Origin of the sequence: Streptomyces sp. 8K308 (assembly GCF_004348315.1) — a bacterium.
Lineage (GTDB): Bacteria > Actinomycetota > Actinomycetes > Streptomycetales > Streptomycetaceae > Streptomyces.
Window position 1 is genome coordinate 19,044 of the sequence record NZ_SMKC01000002.1, and the last position, 16,079, is coordinate 35,122.

Annotated in this window: 12 protein-coding genes; 2 read left to right on the forward strand and 10 right to left on the reverse strand. The window is 72.2% G+C overall.

What is annotated here, in order from left to right:
• Positions 1-25: 25 nt before the first annotated feature.
• Together E1265_RS00575 and E1265_RS00580 are read right to left on the reverse strand one after the other, a co-directional pair.
• Positions 26-766 carry an NUDIX domain-containing protein gene (locus E1265_RS00575; protein ID WP_132928195.1) on the reverse strand — a complete coding sequence of 247 codons (741 nt, stop codon included), beginning with the start codon at positions 764-766 and terminating at the stop codon, positions 26-28.
• Positions 767-796: 30 nt separating this feature from the next.
• Positions 797-1,948 (reverse strand): DUF4192 domain-containing protein, encoded by a 1,152-nt coding sequence (locus E1265_RS00580; protein WP_132928196.1) that lies wholly within the window; start codon positions 1,946-1,948, stop codon positions 797-799.
• 141 nt (positions 1,949-2,089) lie between these two features.
• Between E1265_RS00580 and E1265_RS00585 the strand changes: the two genes are divergently transcribed.
• On the forward strand, positions 2,090-4,321 hold the full coding sequence (locus tag E1265_RS00585; protein ID WP_132928197.1) for a RecQ family ATP-dependent DNA helicase: 2,232 nt from the start codon (positions 2,090-2,092) through the stop codon (positions 4,319-4,321).
• Between the two features lie 5 nt (positions 4,322-4,326).
• On the opposite strand, the gene E1265_RS00590 is transcribed toward E1265_RS00585, so the two are convergent.
• The 6 genes from E1265_RS00590 to nrdR all read right to left on the reverse strand — a co-directional run bounded on the left by E1265_RS00590 (position 4,327) and on the right by nrdR (position 10,928).
• Positions 4,327-5,031 (reverse strand): ribonuclease HII, encoded by a 705-nt coding sequence (locus E1265_RS00590; protein WP_132928198.1) that lies wholly within the window; start codon positions 5,029-5,031, stop codon positions 4,327-4,329.
• 13 nt (positions 5,032-5,044) lie between these two features.
• Entirely contained in the window at positions 5,045-5,710 is a 666-nt protein-coding gene (locus E1265_RS00595) for a histidine phosphatase family protein (RefSeq protein WP_132928199.1), read from the reverse strand.
• 44 nt (positions 5,711-5,754) lie between these two features.
• Entirely contained in the window at positions 5,755-6,363 is a 609-nt protein-coding gene (locus E1265_RS00600; RefSeq protein WP_132928200.1) for a YdbC family protein, read from the reverse strand.
• An 87-nt stretch (positions 6,364-6,450) separates the two neighbouring features.
• The gene (locus E1265_RS00605; RefSeq protein WP_132928201.1) at positions 6,451-7,215 is read right to left on the reverse strand and encodes an NAD(P)H-binding protein; all 765 of its coding nucleotides are present in this window, start codon (positions 7,213-7,215) and stop codon (positions 6,451-6,453) included.
• A 128-nt stretch (positions 7,216-7,343) separates the two neighbouring features.
• Positions 7,344-10,241, reverse strand: a complete 2,898-nt coding sequence (locus E1265_RS00610; protein WP_132928202.1) for a vitamin B12-dependent ribonucleotide reductase — start codon at positions 10,239-10,241, stop codon at positions 7,344-7,346.
• A 171-nt stretch (positions 10,242-10,412) separates the two neighbouring features.
• Complete coding sequence (nrdR, locus tag E1265_RS00615; protein ID WP_132928203.1) at positions 10,413-10,928, reverse strand: transcriptional regulator NrdR; 516 nt, start codon at positions 10,926-10,928, stop codon at positions 10,413-10,415.
• A gap of 496 nt (positions 10,929-11,424) precedes the next feature.
• Between nrdR and lexA the strand changes: the two genes are divergently transcribed.
• Positions 11,425-12,168 (forward strand): transcriptional repressor LexA, encoded by a 744-nt coding sequence (gene lexA, locus E1265_RS00620; RefSeq protein WP_132928204.1) that lies wholly within the window; start codon positions 11,425-11,427, stop codon positions 12,166-12,168.
• Between the two features lie 44 nt (positions 12,169-12,212).
• Here the strand turns inward: lexA and E1265_RS00625 are convergent, their stop codons facing one another.
• Together E1265_RS00625 and E1265_RS00630 are read right to left on the reverse strand one after the other, a co-directional pair.
• Entirely contained in the window at positions 12,213-14,219 is a 2,007-nt protein-coding gene (locus tag E1265_RS00625) for an ATP-dependent DNA helicase (RefSeq protein WP_132928205.1), read from the reverse strand.
• 43 nt (positions 14,220-14,262) lie between these two features.
• Positions 14,263-16,032, reverse strand: a complete 1,770-nt coding sequence (locus tag E1265_RS00630; protein ID WP_243740439.1) for an IucA/IucC family siderophore biosynthesis protein — start codon at positions 16,030-16,032, stop codon at positions 14,263-14,265.
• Between the last annotated feature and the right edge of the window lie 47 nt (positions 16,033-16,079).

Below are 16,079 nucleotides of genomic sequence, written 5' to 3' on the forward strand. Positions count from 1 at the left end.
CTCGGCGCCGCGCCGGCGGGGTCCGCTACACCTCGGGACGCAGCATCGGGGGGTTGAGGGCGGTGGCCTCACCGGCCCTGAAGAGCTGAGCCGGTCGACCGCCCTGCCGGGTCGTCGTGCCCCCGACCGGCACCAGGAATCCCGGGGTCCCGGTGACCTTGCGGTGGAAGTTGCGCGGATCGAGGGCGACTCCCCAGACCGCCTCGTACACCCGGCGCAGCTCGCCCACGGTGAACTCGGCCGGACAGAAGGCGGCGGCGAGCGACGAGTACTCGATCTTGGATCGGGCCCGCTCGACCCCGTCGGCGAGGATTCGCGCGTGGTCGAAGGCGAGCCGCTCGGCCGGGGCGCCGCCCTCGCCCGCGAGCAACCCAGCCACCGGCGTCCACTGGGCGCCGCCGGCGTCGCCGCCCGGGGTCGGCGCCGGGAGGTCGGGGGCGAGCACCAGGTGAGCCACGCTGACCACCCGCATCCGGGGGTCGCGCCCCGGGTCGCCGTAGGTGGCGAGCTGTTCCAGGTGGGCCGCCGCGTGTCGGCTGCCCGAGTCCTGGGTACGCAGCCCCGTCTCCTCGGCGAGCTCGCGAGCCGCCGCGGAGGCCAGATCCTCGTCCACCCGAACGAAGCCACCGGGGAGCGCCCACCGCCCCTGGAAGGGCTCCTCACCCCGACGGACCGTGAGCGCGCACAGCGCGTGGCGCCGGACGGTGAGCACGACCAGATCGACGGTGACGGCGAACGGCGGGAAGTCCGACGGGTCGTAGGGCATGCCGTGATCATAGGGGCCTCCGACACCCCCTCAGTGCTCGCGTGCGGCCCGCTGCTGACGCATGCAGCGGCGCAACGGTTCGGGATCGAGGCCCTCGTTGCACGCCTGGTGGAGCAGCCTGGCGAAGACGTACTCGGGCTCGATCTCCAGCGCCTTGCCCAACGCCACCCGGGCACCGAGCTCGTCGCCCGTGGACCAGGAGACCCAGCCGGCCAGGGTGAGCGGCGCGGCCGCGTGGGCCTCGTAGGCCGCCACGCAGCGCCGGGCGAGAGCGCGCCAGAGGCGGAGGGCCACCTCGGCCTCGGCCCCCTCCATCCACTCGGCCGCCCGGTCACGGGTCAGCCGGTCCTGGAGGCCCAGCACGAGGCGGGCGGCCTCCTCGCAGGTGAGCAGGGCGTCGTCGGAGGTGTCGGTCGAGGCGTCGTCCCGTCCGCCGGAGAGGGCCGCGCGGCGGAAGCGGGTCAGCAGCCGCTCGGCGAGCTCCATGGTCTCACCACGCACGGTCAGGGCGTCCGTGCCACCGAGCATCCTCGGCACCAGCGCGACGGCGGCCGCGTCAAAGGCACGCGCCTGACGGGCGGCCTCCGGCTGACCGAGCGGCGCGAACCTGCGCTCCAACTCCCGGAGGGAGCCCCGCACCCGGATGCCGGCATAGGTGGCGGCGGCCGCCATCGCGGAGGTGCCGGCCCTGGGCAGCTCGTCGCCTTCGCCCGAGCAACAGCCGGTGCCGGGGCAGCAGTAGGACCAGTAGCGGTCCTTGGACAGGAAGAGCGCCTCGTACACCGGGACGTCGAGCGCCCCGCAGGCCGTGCGAAGGCGCTGGGCCAGCGGGCGCAGGCGCTCCATGGCCTCCTTGTCGGACTCGCCCTCGGCCGCCCCCTGGCAGAGGTAGACGACGGCCGCGTCCGGCTTGACGCCAGCTCTGCCCCCGCTCTCCGCGAGGCAGGCGGCCAACTGCCTCGCGGTCTCCTCCCAGCTCTCGGGGTCGCCTGGGATGCCGGTGCGGATGCGGCCGCCCACCCGGCCACGCGGCCCGTGCAGGGCGACCAGCACGATGGAGTCGTCCGGTTCGAAGCCGAGCAGATAGGGCAGGGCGTCGGCGAGGTCGGCCGGGCCGCGGAGCGTGACCCGGGTGTCGGAGGCGAGGGCGACTTCACGAACGGAATCGGTGTGGTGAGTCATGCCAGGAGAGTGCCTGGCCCCCGGCGGTGGACGCGGAGAGTTATCCACAGGACGACGCCGCGGTCAAAGTAGTCGTAAGAATGACCGGTTTATCCACAGGCTCGTTGGCGGAGCGTCCCCGGTATCCGCTTGCATGGGGGCATGCAGCACACATCCACGGAAGCACTCCCGCACTCCGACCCCGGCGGATCCGCCCAGACCGGGCCGGATCCCTCGGCCGGGTCGGCGCTGCGCGCGGCCGCCGACGCCGTGCTGGCCCGCCTGGTCGGGGACGCCACGGGCCGGGCCTCGCTCCGCCCCGACCAGTGGCGGGCCATCGAGGCGCTGGTCGCCGAGCGTCGCCGAGCGCTCGTCGTCCAGCGCACGGGATGGGGCAAGTCCGCGGTGTACTTCGTGGCCACCGCACTGCTGCGCGAGCGCGGCAGCGGTCCGACCGTCATCATCTCACCGCTGCTCGCCCTCATGCGCAACCAGATCGAGGCGGCCGCCAGGGCGGGCATCCGCGCCCGCACCATCAACTCGTCCAACAGCGAGGAGTGGGAGACCGTGCGCGCCGAGGTGACCGCCGGCCAGGTGGACGTGCTGCTGGTGAGCCCGGAGCGGCTCAACAATCCCGGGTTCCGCGACACGGTGCTGCCCGAGCTCGCGGCGAGCACCGGGCTGCTTGTGGTGGACGAGGCCCACTGCATCTCCGACTGGGGGCACGACTTCCGTCCCGACTACCGTCGGCTGCGCACCATGCTCGCCGAGCTCCCCGCCGGGGTGCCCGTGCTCGCCACCACGGCCACGGCCAACTCCCGCGTCACCGCGGACGTCGCGGAGCAGCTCGGCACGGCCGGCGACAGCGCGGAGGCCCTGGTCCTCAGGGGCCCGCTCGACCGGGAGAGCCTGCGGCTCTCGGTGCTGAGGCTGCACGACGCGGCGCACCGACTGGCCTGGCTCGACGGGAACCTGGAGCGGCTCCCCGGCTCGGGCATCATCTACACGCTCACCGTGGCGGCGGCCGAGGAGGTGACGGCCTATCTCACGGCGTGCGGGCACCGCGTCGCCGCCTACACCGGCCGCACGGAGAACGCGGACCGGATCGCCGCCGAGGACGACCTGCTGGCCAACCGTGTCAAGGCGCTGGTCGCCACCTCCGCGCTGGGCATGGGATTCGACAAGCCCGACCTGGGATTCGTCATCCACCTGGGCTCGCCCTCCTCCCCCATCGCCTACTACCAGCAGGTCGGCCGCGCCGGACGCGGTGTGGAGCAGGCCGAGGTGCTACTGCTGCCAGGACCTGAGGACGAGGCGATCTGGCGGTACTTCGCCTCGCTCGCCTTCCCCCCGGAGTCGCAGGTGCGGCACACCCTCCAGGTGCTCGAGGCCGCCGGCCGGCCGATGTCGCTGCCGGCCCTGGAGCCCCAGGTGGAGCTGCGCAGGTCGCGCCTGGAGATGATGCTCAAGGTCCTCGACGTGGACGGCGCCGTCCGCAGGGAGCCCGGCGGCTGGTCGGCCACCGGCAAGCCCTGGGAGTACGACGCCGAGCGGTACGCGTGGGTGGCGCGCCAGCGGTCCGCCGAGCAGCAGGCCATGCGCGAGTACGCCACGACCACGGAATGCCGGATGGAGTTCCTGAGGCGCCAGCTCGACGACCCGGAGGCCGCGCCCTGCGGCCGGTGCGACAACTGCGCGGGGGGCAGGTTCGGAACCGGCGTGACCCAGGCAGCGGTCGAGGCCGCGCGCGGCGAGCTGACCAGGCCGGGGATAACGCTCGAGCCGCGGCGGATGTGGCCCACGGGGCTGCCCGCGATCGGGCTCGAGCTCAAGGGCCGCATCCCGCCGGGCGAGCAAGCCGAGCCGGGTCGGGCCCTCGGGCGGCTCTCGGACATCGGCTGGGGGAACCGGCTGCGCCCGCTCCTCGCTCACGGAGCGGAGGACGGCCCGGTGCCCAAGGACGTGTTGGACGCGGTGGTGGCGGTGCTCGCCGACTGGGCCCGAGGGCCGGGCGGCTGGGTGGTCGGTGGCCCCGACGCCCTGGAGCGGCCGGTGGGCGTGGTCCGCGTCGCCTCCCGCGCCCGGCCGAGGCTGGTCACGTCGCTGGCCGAGGGCATCGCCGCCGCCGGTCGGATGCCACTCCTCGGCACGGTCCGGCACGCCGAGTCCGCGCCCTGGGCCCAGCGCAGCAACAGCGGCCGCAGGGTGCTGGAGCTGCACGGCTCTCTGGAGCTGGCCCAGGGCACGGCGGAGGCGATCAGGCAGACCCTGGGGCCGCTGCTGCTGGTCGACGACTTCGCCGAGTCGGGCTGGACACTGGCGCTCGCCGCACGGCTGCTGCGCGCCGAGGGCGCGGGCCAGGTGCTGCCCCTCGTCCTGGCGGTGCAGGGATGACCGACTCAGAAGATGCCGAGCTGGCCGGCCTCCTCCAGGGTCTGGTCAGCCGCCGCCTCCCCGTGGGAGGGAAGCTTGAGGTGGCGCCAGCGCGGCAGCGCGTCCATGTAGGCCCAGGAGAGCCGGTGGTGGGGCGTGGGGCCCAGCTCCTCCAGGGCCGCGCGGTGCACAGGCGAGGGGTAGCCGGCATTGCTGTCGAAGCCGAACTCCGGGTGTTCGGCCCCCAGTTCGACCAGCAACGCGTCCCGCCGCACTTTGGCGATCACCGAGGCCGCGGCCACCGCCACGCAGGACTGGTCGCCCTTGATGACCGTGCGCACCTGCCAGGGGGCGCCGAGATAGTCGTGCTTGCCGTCCAGGATCACGGCGTCGGGACGCTCGGGCAGGCCCTCGAGCGCCCGCACGGCGGCCAGTCGCAGGGCGGCCGTCATGCCCAGCGCGTCGATCTCCCGCGGCGAGGCGTGCCCGAGGGCGTAGGAGGTCACCCAGTCCGTCAGCACCTCGGCGAGCGCGGTGCGGCGCAGCGGGGTGAGCAGCTTGGAGTCCGTCAGCCCCTCGGGCGGGCGCCGCAGTCCGGTGACGGCCGCGCACACCGTGACCGGGCCGGCCCAGGCGCCGCGGCCCACCTCGTCGACGCCGGCGACCAGCCGGGCGCCGGTGAGGGCCCGGATGGACCGCTCAACACGATGGGTGGGAGGTTCGTACGGCATGTCGCGCCCCACCCTACGCACACCAGCCCTGGAAGGGCCGCTCGGGTGTGTGCCAGTGCTCGAAGGGCCGGTCGAGGTGGTAGCGGCGGTCCCGCCCGAGCAGCAGCTCGCGCGTCTCACCGTTCCCTGGGTTGGACAGCGACTCGAACTCGGCGACCGTCCAGTGCAGCCAGCGCATGCAGAACAGCCGCATGGTCAGACCATGCGTGACCAGCAGCACGTTCGGCGGATGGTCGGGCTCCTCGAAGCTGCGCCACAGGCTTTCGAGGAAGGCCCCCACCCGGTCGTAGACGTCGGCCCCCGACTCCCCCTGGGCGAAGCGGTAGAAGAAGTGTCCGTAGGCGTCCCTGGCCCGCTTCTGGCGCAGCACGTCCTGCCGGTCCTGCCAGTTGCCCCAGTCCTGTTCGCGCAGCCGCGGTTCCTCGCGCACCCGCACCCTGGTCGGGTCGAGGCCGAGCAGTTGGAACGTCTGGTGGGTGCGGCGGTAGGGCGACACATAGGCCGAGACCCGCTCCGCGCCGAAGATCTCCCGCAGGTGCTCGCCGGCGGTCTTCGCCTGCAGCCGGCCCTTGGCCGTCAGCTCCAGAGCGTGATCGGGGATGTGCTCGTACACGGAATCGTCATAGTTCCCCTGTGACTCTCCGTGCCGGAGGAGCACGATACGCCGCGGCTGTGCCATGGTGCCACCCTATGCGACGGTCCTCGGCCGCCCGGTCGGCAGCATCAGACCGTCCAGGCCGGCTCCATGTCGATGACGTCCCCGGCGATCGCGGCGACATCCGCCCCGATCTGGGCCCGCAGCGCCAGCCGCTCCACCCGCTCCGTGCGGTACTTGGCGCGCTCGGCCGCCGAGTTCCACATCGAGAGCACCAGGAACTCGCTCTCCGGCTCGGCCTCCGCGAAGACGCCCCGCAGCATCCCGGGCGACCCGGCCATCGCCGGGTTCCACACCTTCTCCTGCATCAGGGCGAAGTGCTCGGCCCGCTCCTGGTGCACCCGGCAGTGCGCGACCCGCAACAGGTCGGCGTCCCCGAACATCGGCTCGAAGCCGGTCTTGACATCGAATCGGTACTCGAAGAGCCGCACCCGCATGTCCTGGTAGGTGCCCGCCTGGCTGGCCGCGAGCCGGTCGTGGGACCTGGCCATGAAGGAGTCGTAGAACGCCCGGCTCTCCCAAAAGCCGAAGAGATGCACCACGCCCTGGCGGCCACGGCTCCACCCGCCGCCCTGCGCCCGAAACCCCGGCTCACCAAGCAGCCCCGCCCACTTCCGCTGCCCCCGTTCGAAGCCCACCTTGTCGACCACGGTGCATCGCATCCACCTGACCAGCACCGCGCCATCGTACGGCCAATCGGGGCGACCCCCCGAACACCGGCCAAGTCGTCGAGCGTTCACGCGCCGTTCGTCACGACCGGTCCATCAGTGACGAGCCAGGAACTCCTCGAACGACACCCGCCCGTCCGCGTGTTCCGGTGCCAGCAGCGCCCCCTCCCGCACGGCGCGGAACGACTTGGCCGGCAGCCGCAGCGGCAGCACGGGGCGGTGCAGGCCCTCGGCCCTGACCGCCTCCCTGGTGAGCTCCTCGGCCGAGCGGATCTCGGGGCCCGCCATGTCCGCCACCCGCCCCGCCGGCTCGCTCGTCGCCAGCTCGGCGAGCCGCCGGCCCACCTCGGCGGCCTCCACCGGCTGCAGCCGCGCGCCGCCACCCAGCGTGAACACCGCGGGCAGCAGGCGCTGTGCGTGCACGAGACGGGTGATCAGGTTGTGGAACTGGGTGGCCCGCAGGATCGTCCACGGCAGCCCCGACTCCTCGACGAGCCGCTCGCACTCCAGCTTGGCCCGGTAGTAGGGGAAGGTGGGCACCCGGTCGATCCCGACGATCGAGATGTAGACCAGGTGCGGGGTCCCGGCCTCCCGTGCCGCCCCGATCACGCGCCGGGTGGCCGTGATGTCGGACCGGCCGGCGGTCGTGGCGCAGTGCACGACCACGTCGACGCCGGCCATCGAGGGACCGAGCCCACGGCCGGACTTGAGGTCGCCGGTGAACCACCGCACCGGCAGCCGCTCGCCCTCGTCGCGGCTCCGGCGGCTGAGGACCCGCACCTCGTGCTCGTCCTCCAGCAGCCGCGCCACCACCTCACGCCCCAGCGTCCCCGTGCCGCCGGTCACCAGGATTACGCTCATGAGCACCACCTTCCACCACCCTCATTGTGGTGGGATCACCCGAAGCGCGCACACCGGGAGCCCGGGCACCCCCCCGAACACGCCCGAGGGGGAGCCGACCGGGGCCGGCTCCCCCTCGGGCGTGTGGATCAGCTGCAGCCGCTGGTGGAGCCGCAGCCCTCGCAGAGATAGCAGCTGCCGGCACGGCGCATCTTGGTGCCGCAGGCCAGGCAGAGCGGCGCGTCCGCGTTCAGCCCGAGGCGCATCTCCGCCAGCTCCGTCGAGCTGTGCGCCTCGCGCGGAGCCGGGCTCTCCTGCGCCGGGACCTCGGGGGCCGGCGGCGTCGGCGAGCTGGACGGCCGGGGCGCCTCGGCCTGGCGGGGCGCCGACTGTGACAGGCCCTCGACGTCGAGCTCGTCGTCCGCCGGCTCGTAGGAGCCGGTCTCCAGGTGGCGCTGCCGCTCGGTCGCGGTGTGGATGCCGAGCGCCGAGCGGGTCTCGAAGGGTAGGAAGTCCAGCGCCAGGCGGCGGAAGATGTAGTCCACGATGGACTGCGCCATCCGCACGTCCGGGTCGTCCGTCATGCCCGCCGGCTCGAACCGCATGTTGGTGAACTTGGAGACGTACGTCTCGAGCGGCACACCGTACTGGAGGCCCACGGAGACCGCGATGGAGAAGGCGTCCATCATGCCGGCCAGGGTCGAGCCCTGCTTGGACATCTTCAGGAAGACCTCGCCGAGGCCGTCGTCCGGGTAGGAGTTGGCGGTCATGTAGCCCTCGGCGCCGCCCACCGTGAAGGAGGTGGTGATACCGGGGCGCCCCTTCGGCAGCCGCTTGCGCACCGGGCGGTACTCGACGACCTTCTCCGGCTCGGCAGCCACCGCCGCCGGCGCCTCCGCCTTCTCCGACTCCTTCTTCTTCGCGGAGAGCGGCTGGCCGACCTTGCTGTTCTCCACGTAGACGGCCAGCGCCTTGACGCCGAGCTTCCAGCCCTCCAGGTAGATCTCGGCGACGTCGTCCACCGTGCTGGTGCTCGGCATGTTGACCGTCTTGGAGATGGCGCCGCTCAGGAACGGCTGGGCCGCCGCCATCATCCGCACGTGGCCCATCGGCGCGATGGAGCGCTCGCCCATCGCGCAGTCGAACACCTCGTAGTGCTCGTGCCTGAGCCCGGGCGCGTCCACCACGTTGCCGTGCTCCGCGATGTGGGCGACGATCGCCTCGATCTGCTCCGGCTGGTAGCCGAGTCGCTTGAGCGCCTTGGGCACCGTGTTGTTGACGATCTGCATGGAGCCGCCGCCGACGAGCTTCTTGAACTTGACCAGCGCCAGGTCGGGCTCCACACCCGTGGTGTCGCAGTCCATCATCAGGCCGATGGTGCCCGTCGGGGCCAGCACGGAGGCCTGCGCGTTGCGGAAACCGTTCTTCTTGCCGAGCCGCAGCACGTCCTGCCAGGCCTCGGTGGCCGCCGCCCAGACCGGGGTGTCCAGGTCGTCCATCCGCTTGGCCGCCGCGTTGGCGTCCGCGTGCTGCCGCATCACCCGGTTGTGCGCGTCCGCGTTGCGCGCGTAGCCGTCGTAGGCCCCCACCACGGCGGCCAGTTCGGCGGACCTGCGGTAGGAGGTGCCGGTCATCAGCGAGGTGATGGCGCCGGCCAGCGCCCGGCCGCCGTCCGAGTCGTAGGCGTGGCCCGTCGCCATGAGCAGGGCGCCGAGGTTGGCGTACCCGATGCCCAACTGGCGAAACGCCCTGGTGGTCTCGCCGATCTTCTGGGTCGGGAAGTCCGCGAAGCAGATGGAGATGTCCATCGCCGTGATGACGAGCTCCACGACCCGGACGAACCGCTCCACGTCGAACGACTGGTTGCCCTTGTCGTCGTCGTTCAGGAACTTCATCAGGTTCAGCGAGGCCAGGTTGCACGAGGAGTTGTCCAGGTGCATGTACTCGCTGCACGGGTTGGAGGCGCTGATCCGCCCCGACTCCGGCGAGGTGTGCCAGTGGTTGATGGTGTCGTCGTACTGGATGCCCGGGTCGGCGCAGGCGTGGGCCGCCTCGGCCATCTTGCGGAACAGCGCCTTGGCGTCCACCTCCTCGATGATCTCGCCCGTCGTCCGCGCCCGGAGACCGAAGTTCGAGCCCGACTCGACGGCGCGCATGAACTCGTCATTCACCCGCACCGAGTTGTTGGCGTTCTGGTACTGGACGGAGGTGATGTCGTCGCCGCCCAGGTCCATGTCGAAGCCCGCGTCCCGCAGGGCGCGGATCTTCTCCTCCTCCTTCACCTTGGTCTCGATGAAGGCCTCGATGTCCGGGTGGTCCACGTCGAGCACGACCATCTTGGCCGCGCGGCGGGTGGCGCCCCCCGACTTGATGGTGCCGGCCGACGCGTCCGCGCCACGCATGAAGGAGACCGGCCCCGACGCGTTGCCGCCCGAGGACAACAGCTCCTTGGAGGAGCGGATCCGGGACAGGTTGAGCCCCGCACCCGAGCCGCCCTTGAAGATCATCCCCTCTTCCTTGTACCAGTCGAGGATCGACTCCATGGAGTCGTCGACGGAGAGGATGAAACAGGCGCTCACCTGCTGCGGCTGCTTGGTGCCGACGTTGAACCACACCGGCGAGTTGAAGCTGAAGACCTGGTGCAGCAGGGCGTACGCCAGCTCGTGCTCGAAGATCTCTGCGTCCGCCGGCGAGGCGAAGTACTCGTGCTCCTCGCCCGCCGCGCGATAGGTCTTGACCACCCGGTCGATCAACTGCCTGAGGCTCGTCTCCCGCTGCGGGGTGCCGACGGCGCCGCGGAAGTACTTGCTCGTGACGATGTTGACCGCGTTCACCGACCAGAAGTCGGGAAACTCGACGCCCCGCTGTTCGAAGTTGACCGAGCCGTCGCGCCAGTTGGTCATGACGACGTCACGGCGTTCCCACGCCACCTCGTCGTAAGGGTGGACCCCGGGGGTGGTGTGGATGCGCTCGATCCGCAGGCCCTTGGCTCCCCTGCCGCCCCTGGCGCGGGACCCTCGTGCCGGGCCGCTCGTCGTCTCAGTCATTCCGCCTCCCTGTACGGGCATGCGCCCTGGTGCCATCCGGTTCGCACCGGATCGCGCGTTCTGTTCTGATGACCGGAGCGCGCCCATGCGCTTCGGCCAAGCTCTGTGTGTGTCGTCCGCCCGGACGACGGCCGGCGCGGGTCCCGCCTCGCCGCCGGCGGTGTCGAGACGCTAGCCGGCGGCGGCCGGCCGGCCCTCGGGGAGGGGGGCCGGACCCGTGCTGGTGGGTGGTCGCTCGGGCGCGAAGCCCTCGCGCAGCTCGGCGATGGCGGCCTCGAAGTCCTCGAGGGAGTCGAAGGCCCGGTAGACCGAGGCGAAGCGCAGGTACGCGACCAGGTCGAGCTCGCGGAGCGGGCCGAGTATCGCCAGACCCACGTCATGGGTGGAGAGCTCGGCGCTGCCGGTGGCGCGCACGGCCTCCTCCACCCGCTGGCCGAGCTGGGCCAGCGCGTCCTCCGTGACGGGACGCCCCTGGCACGCCTTACGGACGCCGGCGATCACCTTGTCCCGGCTGAAGGGCTCCGTCACGCCGCTGCGCTTGATCACCATCAGCGAGGCCGTCTCCACGGTGGTGAACCGCCGCGAGCAGCTCGGGCACTGCCGACGCCGGCGGATCATGGTCCCGTCGTCCGCGGTGCGGCTGTCGACGACGCGACTGTCGGGGTGCCGGCAGAAGGGGCAGTGCATCGCTTTCTCCCTTCCTCACGGCGCTGACGACTCACGCGGGCCTCGGTCACGGAGCGTGGCCGCCACGGACATGACGGCACAACTCCGACACCCCGGAGTCGCGCCGTCAGCGCTCCCCGAGGGACGCTCCCAAGCATAGGCGATTTCGTTCGCCGAGGATGACGCGGGACCACAATTTCTGGGATCGATCCGACAGCGGACCACTAGATCTAGGGGTGACTGCGGGTAAGCTGTCAACATCATCGCCGCGCGTGTCGCGGCGGAAGGGACGGGACCGAGCGGCGGGCCGGGCGCGAGCGGCCGGCGAACGCATGGGAGGCTATCGCATGGCTCGGTTACCGTTCGCGGCCGACCCTGGCCAACGCACGCTCTCTACACCCGCGCCCTTGATCGCGTCAGCTGATCAGCGATTTTTCACTCGAACGTGTGTTTGGCGCAACCTTTCGATAGCAACTACCGTTGTCTGACTAGGGAGTACCACCGAGAAGGGGCCGACATGACCACCGCAGCAGACGACGCCATCACCGCAGCTGAGCGCCGCCATGACCGCATCGCGGCGCCCGGGGCCCCACGCTCGATGCCCGGCCGACCTCCCGGCATCAGGGCCGACAGCTCCGGCCTCACCGACCGGCAGCGCCGGGTCATCGAGGTCATCCGCGACTCCGTGCAGCGCCGCGGCTACCCGCCGTCCATGCGGGAGATCGGCCAGGCGGTCGGCCTGTCGAGCACCTCGTCCGTCGCCCACCAGCTGATGGCCCTGGAGCGCAAGGGCTTCCTGCGGCGCGACCCGCATCGGCCCCGGGCCTACGAGGTGCGTGGTGCCGAGACCCCCGCCCCGCAGGTCGCCGACACGGCGGGCAAGCCGGCGGCCTCCTACGTGCCGCTGGTCGGCCGGATCGCGGCCGGAGGCCCGATCCTGGCCGAGGAGTCCGTCGAGGACGTGTTCCCGCTGCCCCGGCAGCTGGTCGGCGACGGCGAGCTGTTCGTGCTCAAGGTGGTCGGGGACTCGATGATCGAGGCCGCGATCTGCGACGGCGACTGGGTCACCGTGCGCCGCCAGCCGGTAGCGGAGAACGGCGACATCGTCGCCGCGATGCTGGACGGCGAGGCCACCGTCAAGCGGTTCAAGCGCGAGGACGGCCAGGTCTGGCTGCTCCCGCACAACGCTGCCTACCAGCCGATCCCCGGCGACGACGCCACCATCCTGGGCAAGGTCGTCGCCGTGATGCGCCGCATCTGACCGGCCCCCGCTCGCACCTTCCGGCCCTCGGGCTGCGACGCCCGCTATGAGGCGCCCTCGGCCGCCGCGTCCCGCGCGGCCGCGTCGATCGCGGCAAGTGAGCGCCGCACCTGATTCCGGTCGGTGGTGTACCAGAAGTCCGGCATCGAGCTCCGTAGGAATCCGCCGTAGCGCGCCTTGGCCAGCCTGGGATCGAGCACCGCGACCACGCCGCGGTCCCCGGTGGCCCGCACCAGCCGGCCGGCCCCCTGCGCCATCAGCAGCGCGGCATGGGTGGCGGCCACGGCCATGAAGCCGTTGCCGCCGGCCTCCTCCACGGCCTTCTGCCGGGCGCTCACCAGCGGATCGTCCGGGCGCGGGAAGGGAATCCGGTCCATCACGACGAGCTGGCAGCTCGGCCCCGGCACGTCCACCCCCTGCCAGAGCGAGAGCGTGCCGAAGAGACAGGTCCGCGCGTCCTCCGCGAAGGAGCGGATCAGCTCGCCCAACGTCTCCTCGCCCTGCAGCAGGATCGGCACGTCCAGGCGCCCCCGCAGCTCCTCCGCCGCCGTCTGCGCGCCGCGCATCGAGGAGAAGAGCCCCAGCGTGCGCCCGCCGGCCGCCTCCACGAGCTCGGCCAGCTCGTCGATCATGTCCGCGCGGCTGCTGTCCCGCCCGGGCAGCGAGAGGTGCTGCGCAACGTAGAGGATCCCCTGCTTCCGGTAGTCGAACGGGGACCCCACGTCGAGGCCCTTCCACTGCGGAAACTCCTCGTCGCGCTGCCCCTCGGGGGCCAGGCCGAGCGAGGCGCCCACCCCGTTGAAGTCCCCACCGAGCTTGAGCGTCGCCGAGGTGAGCACCACTGAGCGGTCCTCGAACAGCTTCTCCCGCAGCAGCCCGGAGACCGAAAGCGGCGCCACCCGCAGCGACGCCCCGTACCGGTCGTGCCGCTCGTACCAGACGACGTCGAACTCGGAGCCCTGCACGATGCGCTCGGACACCTCCTGCACCGTCTCGATCGAGGCCAGCGCCTGCTTGCGCACCGCGTCCTCGTCGGCCACGGAGGCGTCCCGCGTGTTCCCCAGGGCGGTGATCGCGGCGCGGGCCGCGTCCCGCAGGGCCGTCAGCGCGTAGCCGAGGTCCTCGGGGACCTCCTCGAGCCGGCCGGGCAGGGCCAGCTCCATCAGCCGCTCGAAGCCCTCGGCCGCCGTGGCAAGCCGGTCGGCCGTCTTCTCGTCGATCAGCTTGGCGGCCCGCCGCACCGCCCGCCCGACACCGCCCGGCGTCAGCTCGCCGGTCGCCACCCCGGTGACCCGGGACACCAGCTCGTGCGCCTCGTCCACGATCAGCACGTCGTGTCCCGGCAGCACGGGCGCGCCCTCGATGGCGTCGATCGCGAGCAGCGCGTGGTTGGTGACGATCACCTCGGCCAGCTTGGCCCGCTCCCGCGCCGCCTCGGCGAAGCACTCGGCGCCGTACGCGCACCTGCTGGCGCCCAGGCACTCCCGGGAGGACACCGACACCTGGGCCCAGGCCCGGTCCGAGACGCCGGGGGTGAGGTCGTCCCTGTCCCCCGTCTCCGTCTCGTCCGACCAGTCCCGCAGCCGCAACAGGTCCTTGCCCAGCCTGCTGGTGGGCCCGCCGGCCGACTCGGCCACCTCGAACTGGTTGAACAGCCCCTCCTCGTCGTCCTGTGGCACGCCCTCGTGGAGCCGGTGCAGGCAGAGGTAGTTGGACCGGCCCTTGAGGGTGGCGAACTCGGGGCGACGACGCAGCAGCGGATGCAGCGCCTCCACCGTGCGCGGCAGGTCGCGCTCGATGAGCTGCCGCTGAAGCGCGAGGGTGGCCGTGGCCACCACCACCCGGTCCCCCGTGGCGATGGCGGGCACCAGGTAACCGAGCGATTTGCCGGTGCCGGTGCCGGCCTGGACCAGCAGATGCGTGCCGTCCTGAAACGCCTCGGCGACCGCCTGCGCCATCGCGACCTGCCCGGGCCGCTCGGCTCCTCCCACGGCGGCGACGGCGGCGTGCAGCAGATCGGTGAGGGTGGGCTTCCCTGATGTGGCAGTCATAGGGGTGACACCCTACGCGGCCCCACCGACACTCCCGTCCCGCTCAGCGGGTGTGCAACGGATTCGCGACAGTCCCGTGCACGACGGCGTGCGGGCGCTGCGCCCGGTCCCGGTAGCCGTCGAGGTGCAGCCGGTTGCGGTTGAGGCAGAGCCGCTCGATGCACGGGGTGAGCAGGTCGAACGTCTCGAAGCGGTGCTTGAGCTCGGGGAAGCGGTGCTGGTAGTGGAGGATCTCCGCCCGGACGAGTGACCAGAAGTCGACCTCGGCGACCCCCAGTTCCCGCTCGCACAGTGGGGCGAGGTAGCGGAACACCCCGACGAAGAGCCCGGAGTGGATGAACTGGGTCAGGAATCCCGGCGGCTCGGTCAGCAGCACCTCGCGCACCTGCCGCGGTATGGCGTCGAACTCGGGCAGCGGCTCGGCGCTCAGGTTGACGTCGTCCACGAAGTCCTTGACGGCGAGCCTGACCGGGATGTCCCGCTCGTCGAAGACCACCAGCGTGTTCTCGCCGTGCGGCGAGAAGACCGTGCCGTAGCGGTAGAGGAAGTGCAGCAGCGGCGGCAGCAGCGCCGCGAACAGGCTGCGCAGCCAGCTGCGGGTTGAGAGCCCTGACCGCTCGACCAACTCGGCGGTCAGGGAGCGGCCGGTGGTGTCGGTCCAGAGCAGCGCGGCGAGGGTGCGGGCCCGCTCCCCGGCGCCGAGGCCGGGCCCGATCGGCTCCCGCCAGATGCAGCCGAGCAACTCCCGGTACTGGTAGGGGACAGTGGGGAGCCGGTCGTAGAGCGGGTGCTCGACGGTGACGGAGGCGATCTCGCCGAGCAGCACGGGCCTGGTCTCCTCGGCCAGGAACGGGTCGCCGTCGCGCACCGCGTGCACCCAGCCGGTGACGGCGGGGGCGGCAAGCGTGCGCTCGGTCGGTAGGCCGCGCCACACCAGGGTGTTGAGGATGGACAGCGGCAGCTTGACGGTGCGGGCGTGCGGACGGCTGACGTTGAGGAAGGTGCGGATGGACTGCTGCGGCAGCCGCAGGTCGCCGTCGGTGGGCAGGGATATCAGCGCGCCGGCGGCGATCTGGGGGGCGAAGAGGGGGGCGATCTTCTCGTCCCACTGCCAGGGGTGGACGGGCAGCCAGAGGTAGTGCGCGGGGTCACGCCCCTGCTCGGCGACGGTGCGGGCGAACGCCTCCCGGGTGGCGGCGGCCAACTCGTCGGCGTAGAGCGCCTCGGGCGAGGCCAACGTGGATATGCCGCGGTAGCGGGCGAACTCACGGTGCGCCGCCAGCCAGGGCAGCGGGCGCGCGGTGCGCGCCTCTGGGGCCCAACGGGCGGCGTCGGCGGCGGAGAAGCCGAGCCGGCCCTTGTTCGCCACCAGCCACGGGTGGCCGGTCTGCCTGCCCTCGAGCGCGGCGTGGTCCAGCTCGGCGAGCTCGGCGGCGCTTATCGGATCGGCCGCCAGGGCCACGTCGGCGCTGAGGGTGGCGGTGAGCTCGCGGATCAGGTGGCCCGTGGTGTCGCCGGCGAGGCCGAGCAGCGTGTCGTGGGCGCGGACCACGAACTCGAGCGGGTCGGCGGCGGGCGTCAGGCTCGCCGGGTCCACGCTCCAGTGGCCGTAGGCGCCGCGCCTGGCCCGGAACCGGTAGCCGAGGTCGGAGGCGACACGCAGTTGATAGGCGTCGGCCGGCGGGCCGTCCGGGCGGGGGCTGACGATGCCCTCGTAGGCGAACTCACCGATCATCTTGGCGAGCAGTCTGCGGGCCGCCAGTTCCCAGGCGGTCTGGCCGGCGGTGGCCGGCCTGGCGGGAAACGGGGTCACGGGCTCTCCTCCTCGGTCGCGGGATCGGTCGCGCGATCGGTCGCGGG

Excerpts from the sequence above, each read along its gene's own strand:
- E1265_RS00590 (WP_132928198.1), bottom strand. The coding sequence starts at position 5,031 with ATGCCGTACGAACCTCCCACCCATCGTGTTGAGCGGTCCATCCGGGCC.
- E1265_RS00595 (WP_132928199.1), bottom strand. The coding sequence starts at position 5,710 with ATGGCACAGCCGCGGCGTATCGTGCTCCTCCGGCACGGAGAGTCACAG.
- E1265_RS00585 (WP_132928197.1), top strand. The coding sequence starts at position 2,090 with ATGCAGCACACATCCACGGAAGCACTCCCGCACTCCGACCCCGGCGGA.
- E1265_RS00605 (WP_132928201.1), bottom strand. The coding sequence starts at position 7,215 with ATGAGCGTAATCCTGGTGACCGGCGGCACGGGGACGCTGGGGCGTGAG.
- E1265_RS00580 (WP_132928196.1), bottom strand. The coding sequence starts at position 1,948 with ATGACTCACCACACCGATTCCGTTCGTGAAGTCGCCCTCGCCTCCGAC.
- nrdR (WP_132928203.1), bottom strand. The coding sequence starts at position 10,928 with ATGCACTGCCCCTTCTGCCGGCACCCCGACAGTCGCGTCGTCGACAGC.
- E1265_RS00575 (WP_132928195.1), bottom strand. The coding sequence starts at position 766 with ATGCCCTACGACCCGTCGGACTTCCCGCCGTTCGCCGTCACCGTCGAT.
- E1265_RS00610 (WP_132928202.1), bottom strand. The coding sequence starts at position 10,241 with ATGACTGAGACGACGAGCGGCCCGGCACGAGGGTCCCGCGCCAGGGGC.
- E1265_RS00625 (WP_132928205.1), bottom strand. The coding sequence starts at position 14,219 with ATGACTGCCACATCAGGGAAGCCCACCCTCACCGATCTGCTGCACGCC.
- lexA (WP_132928204.1), top strand. The coding sequence starts at position 11,425 with ATGACCACCGCAGCAGACGACGCCATCACCGCAGCTGAGCGCCGCCAT.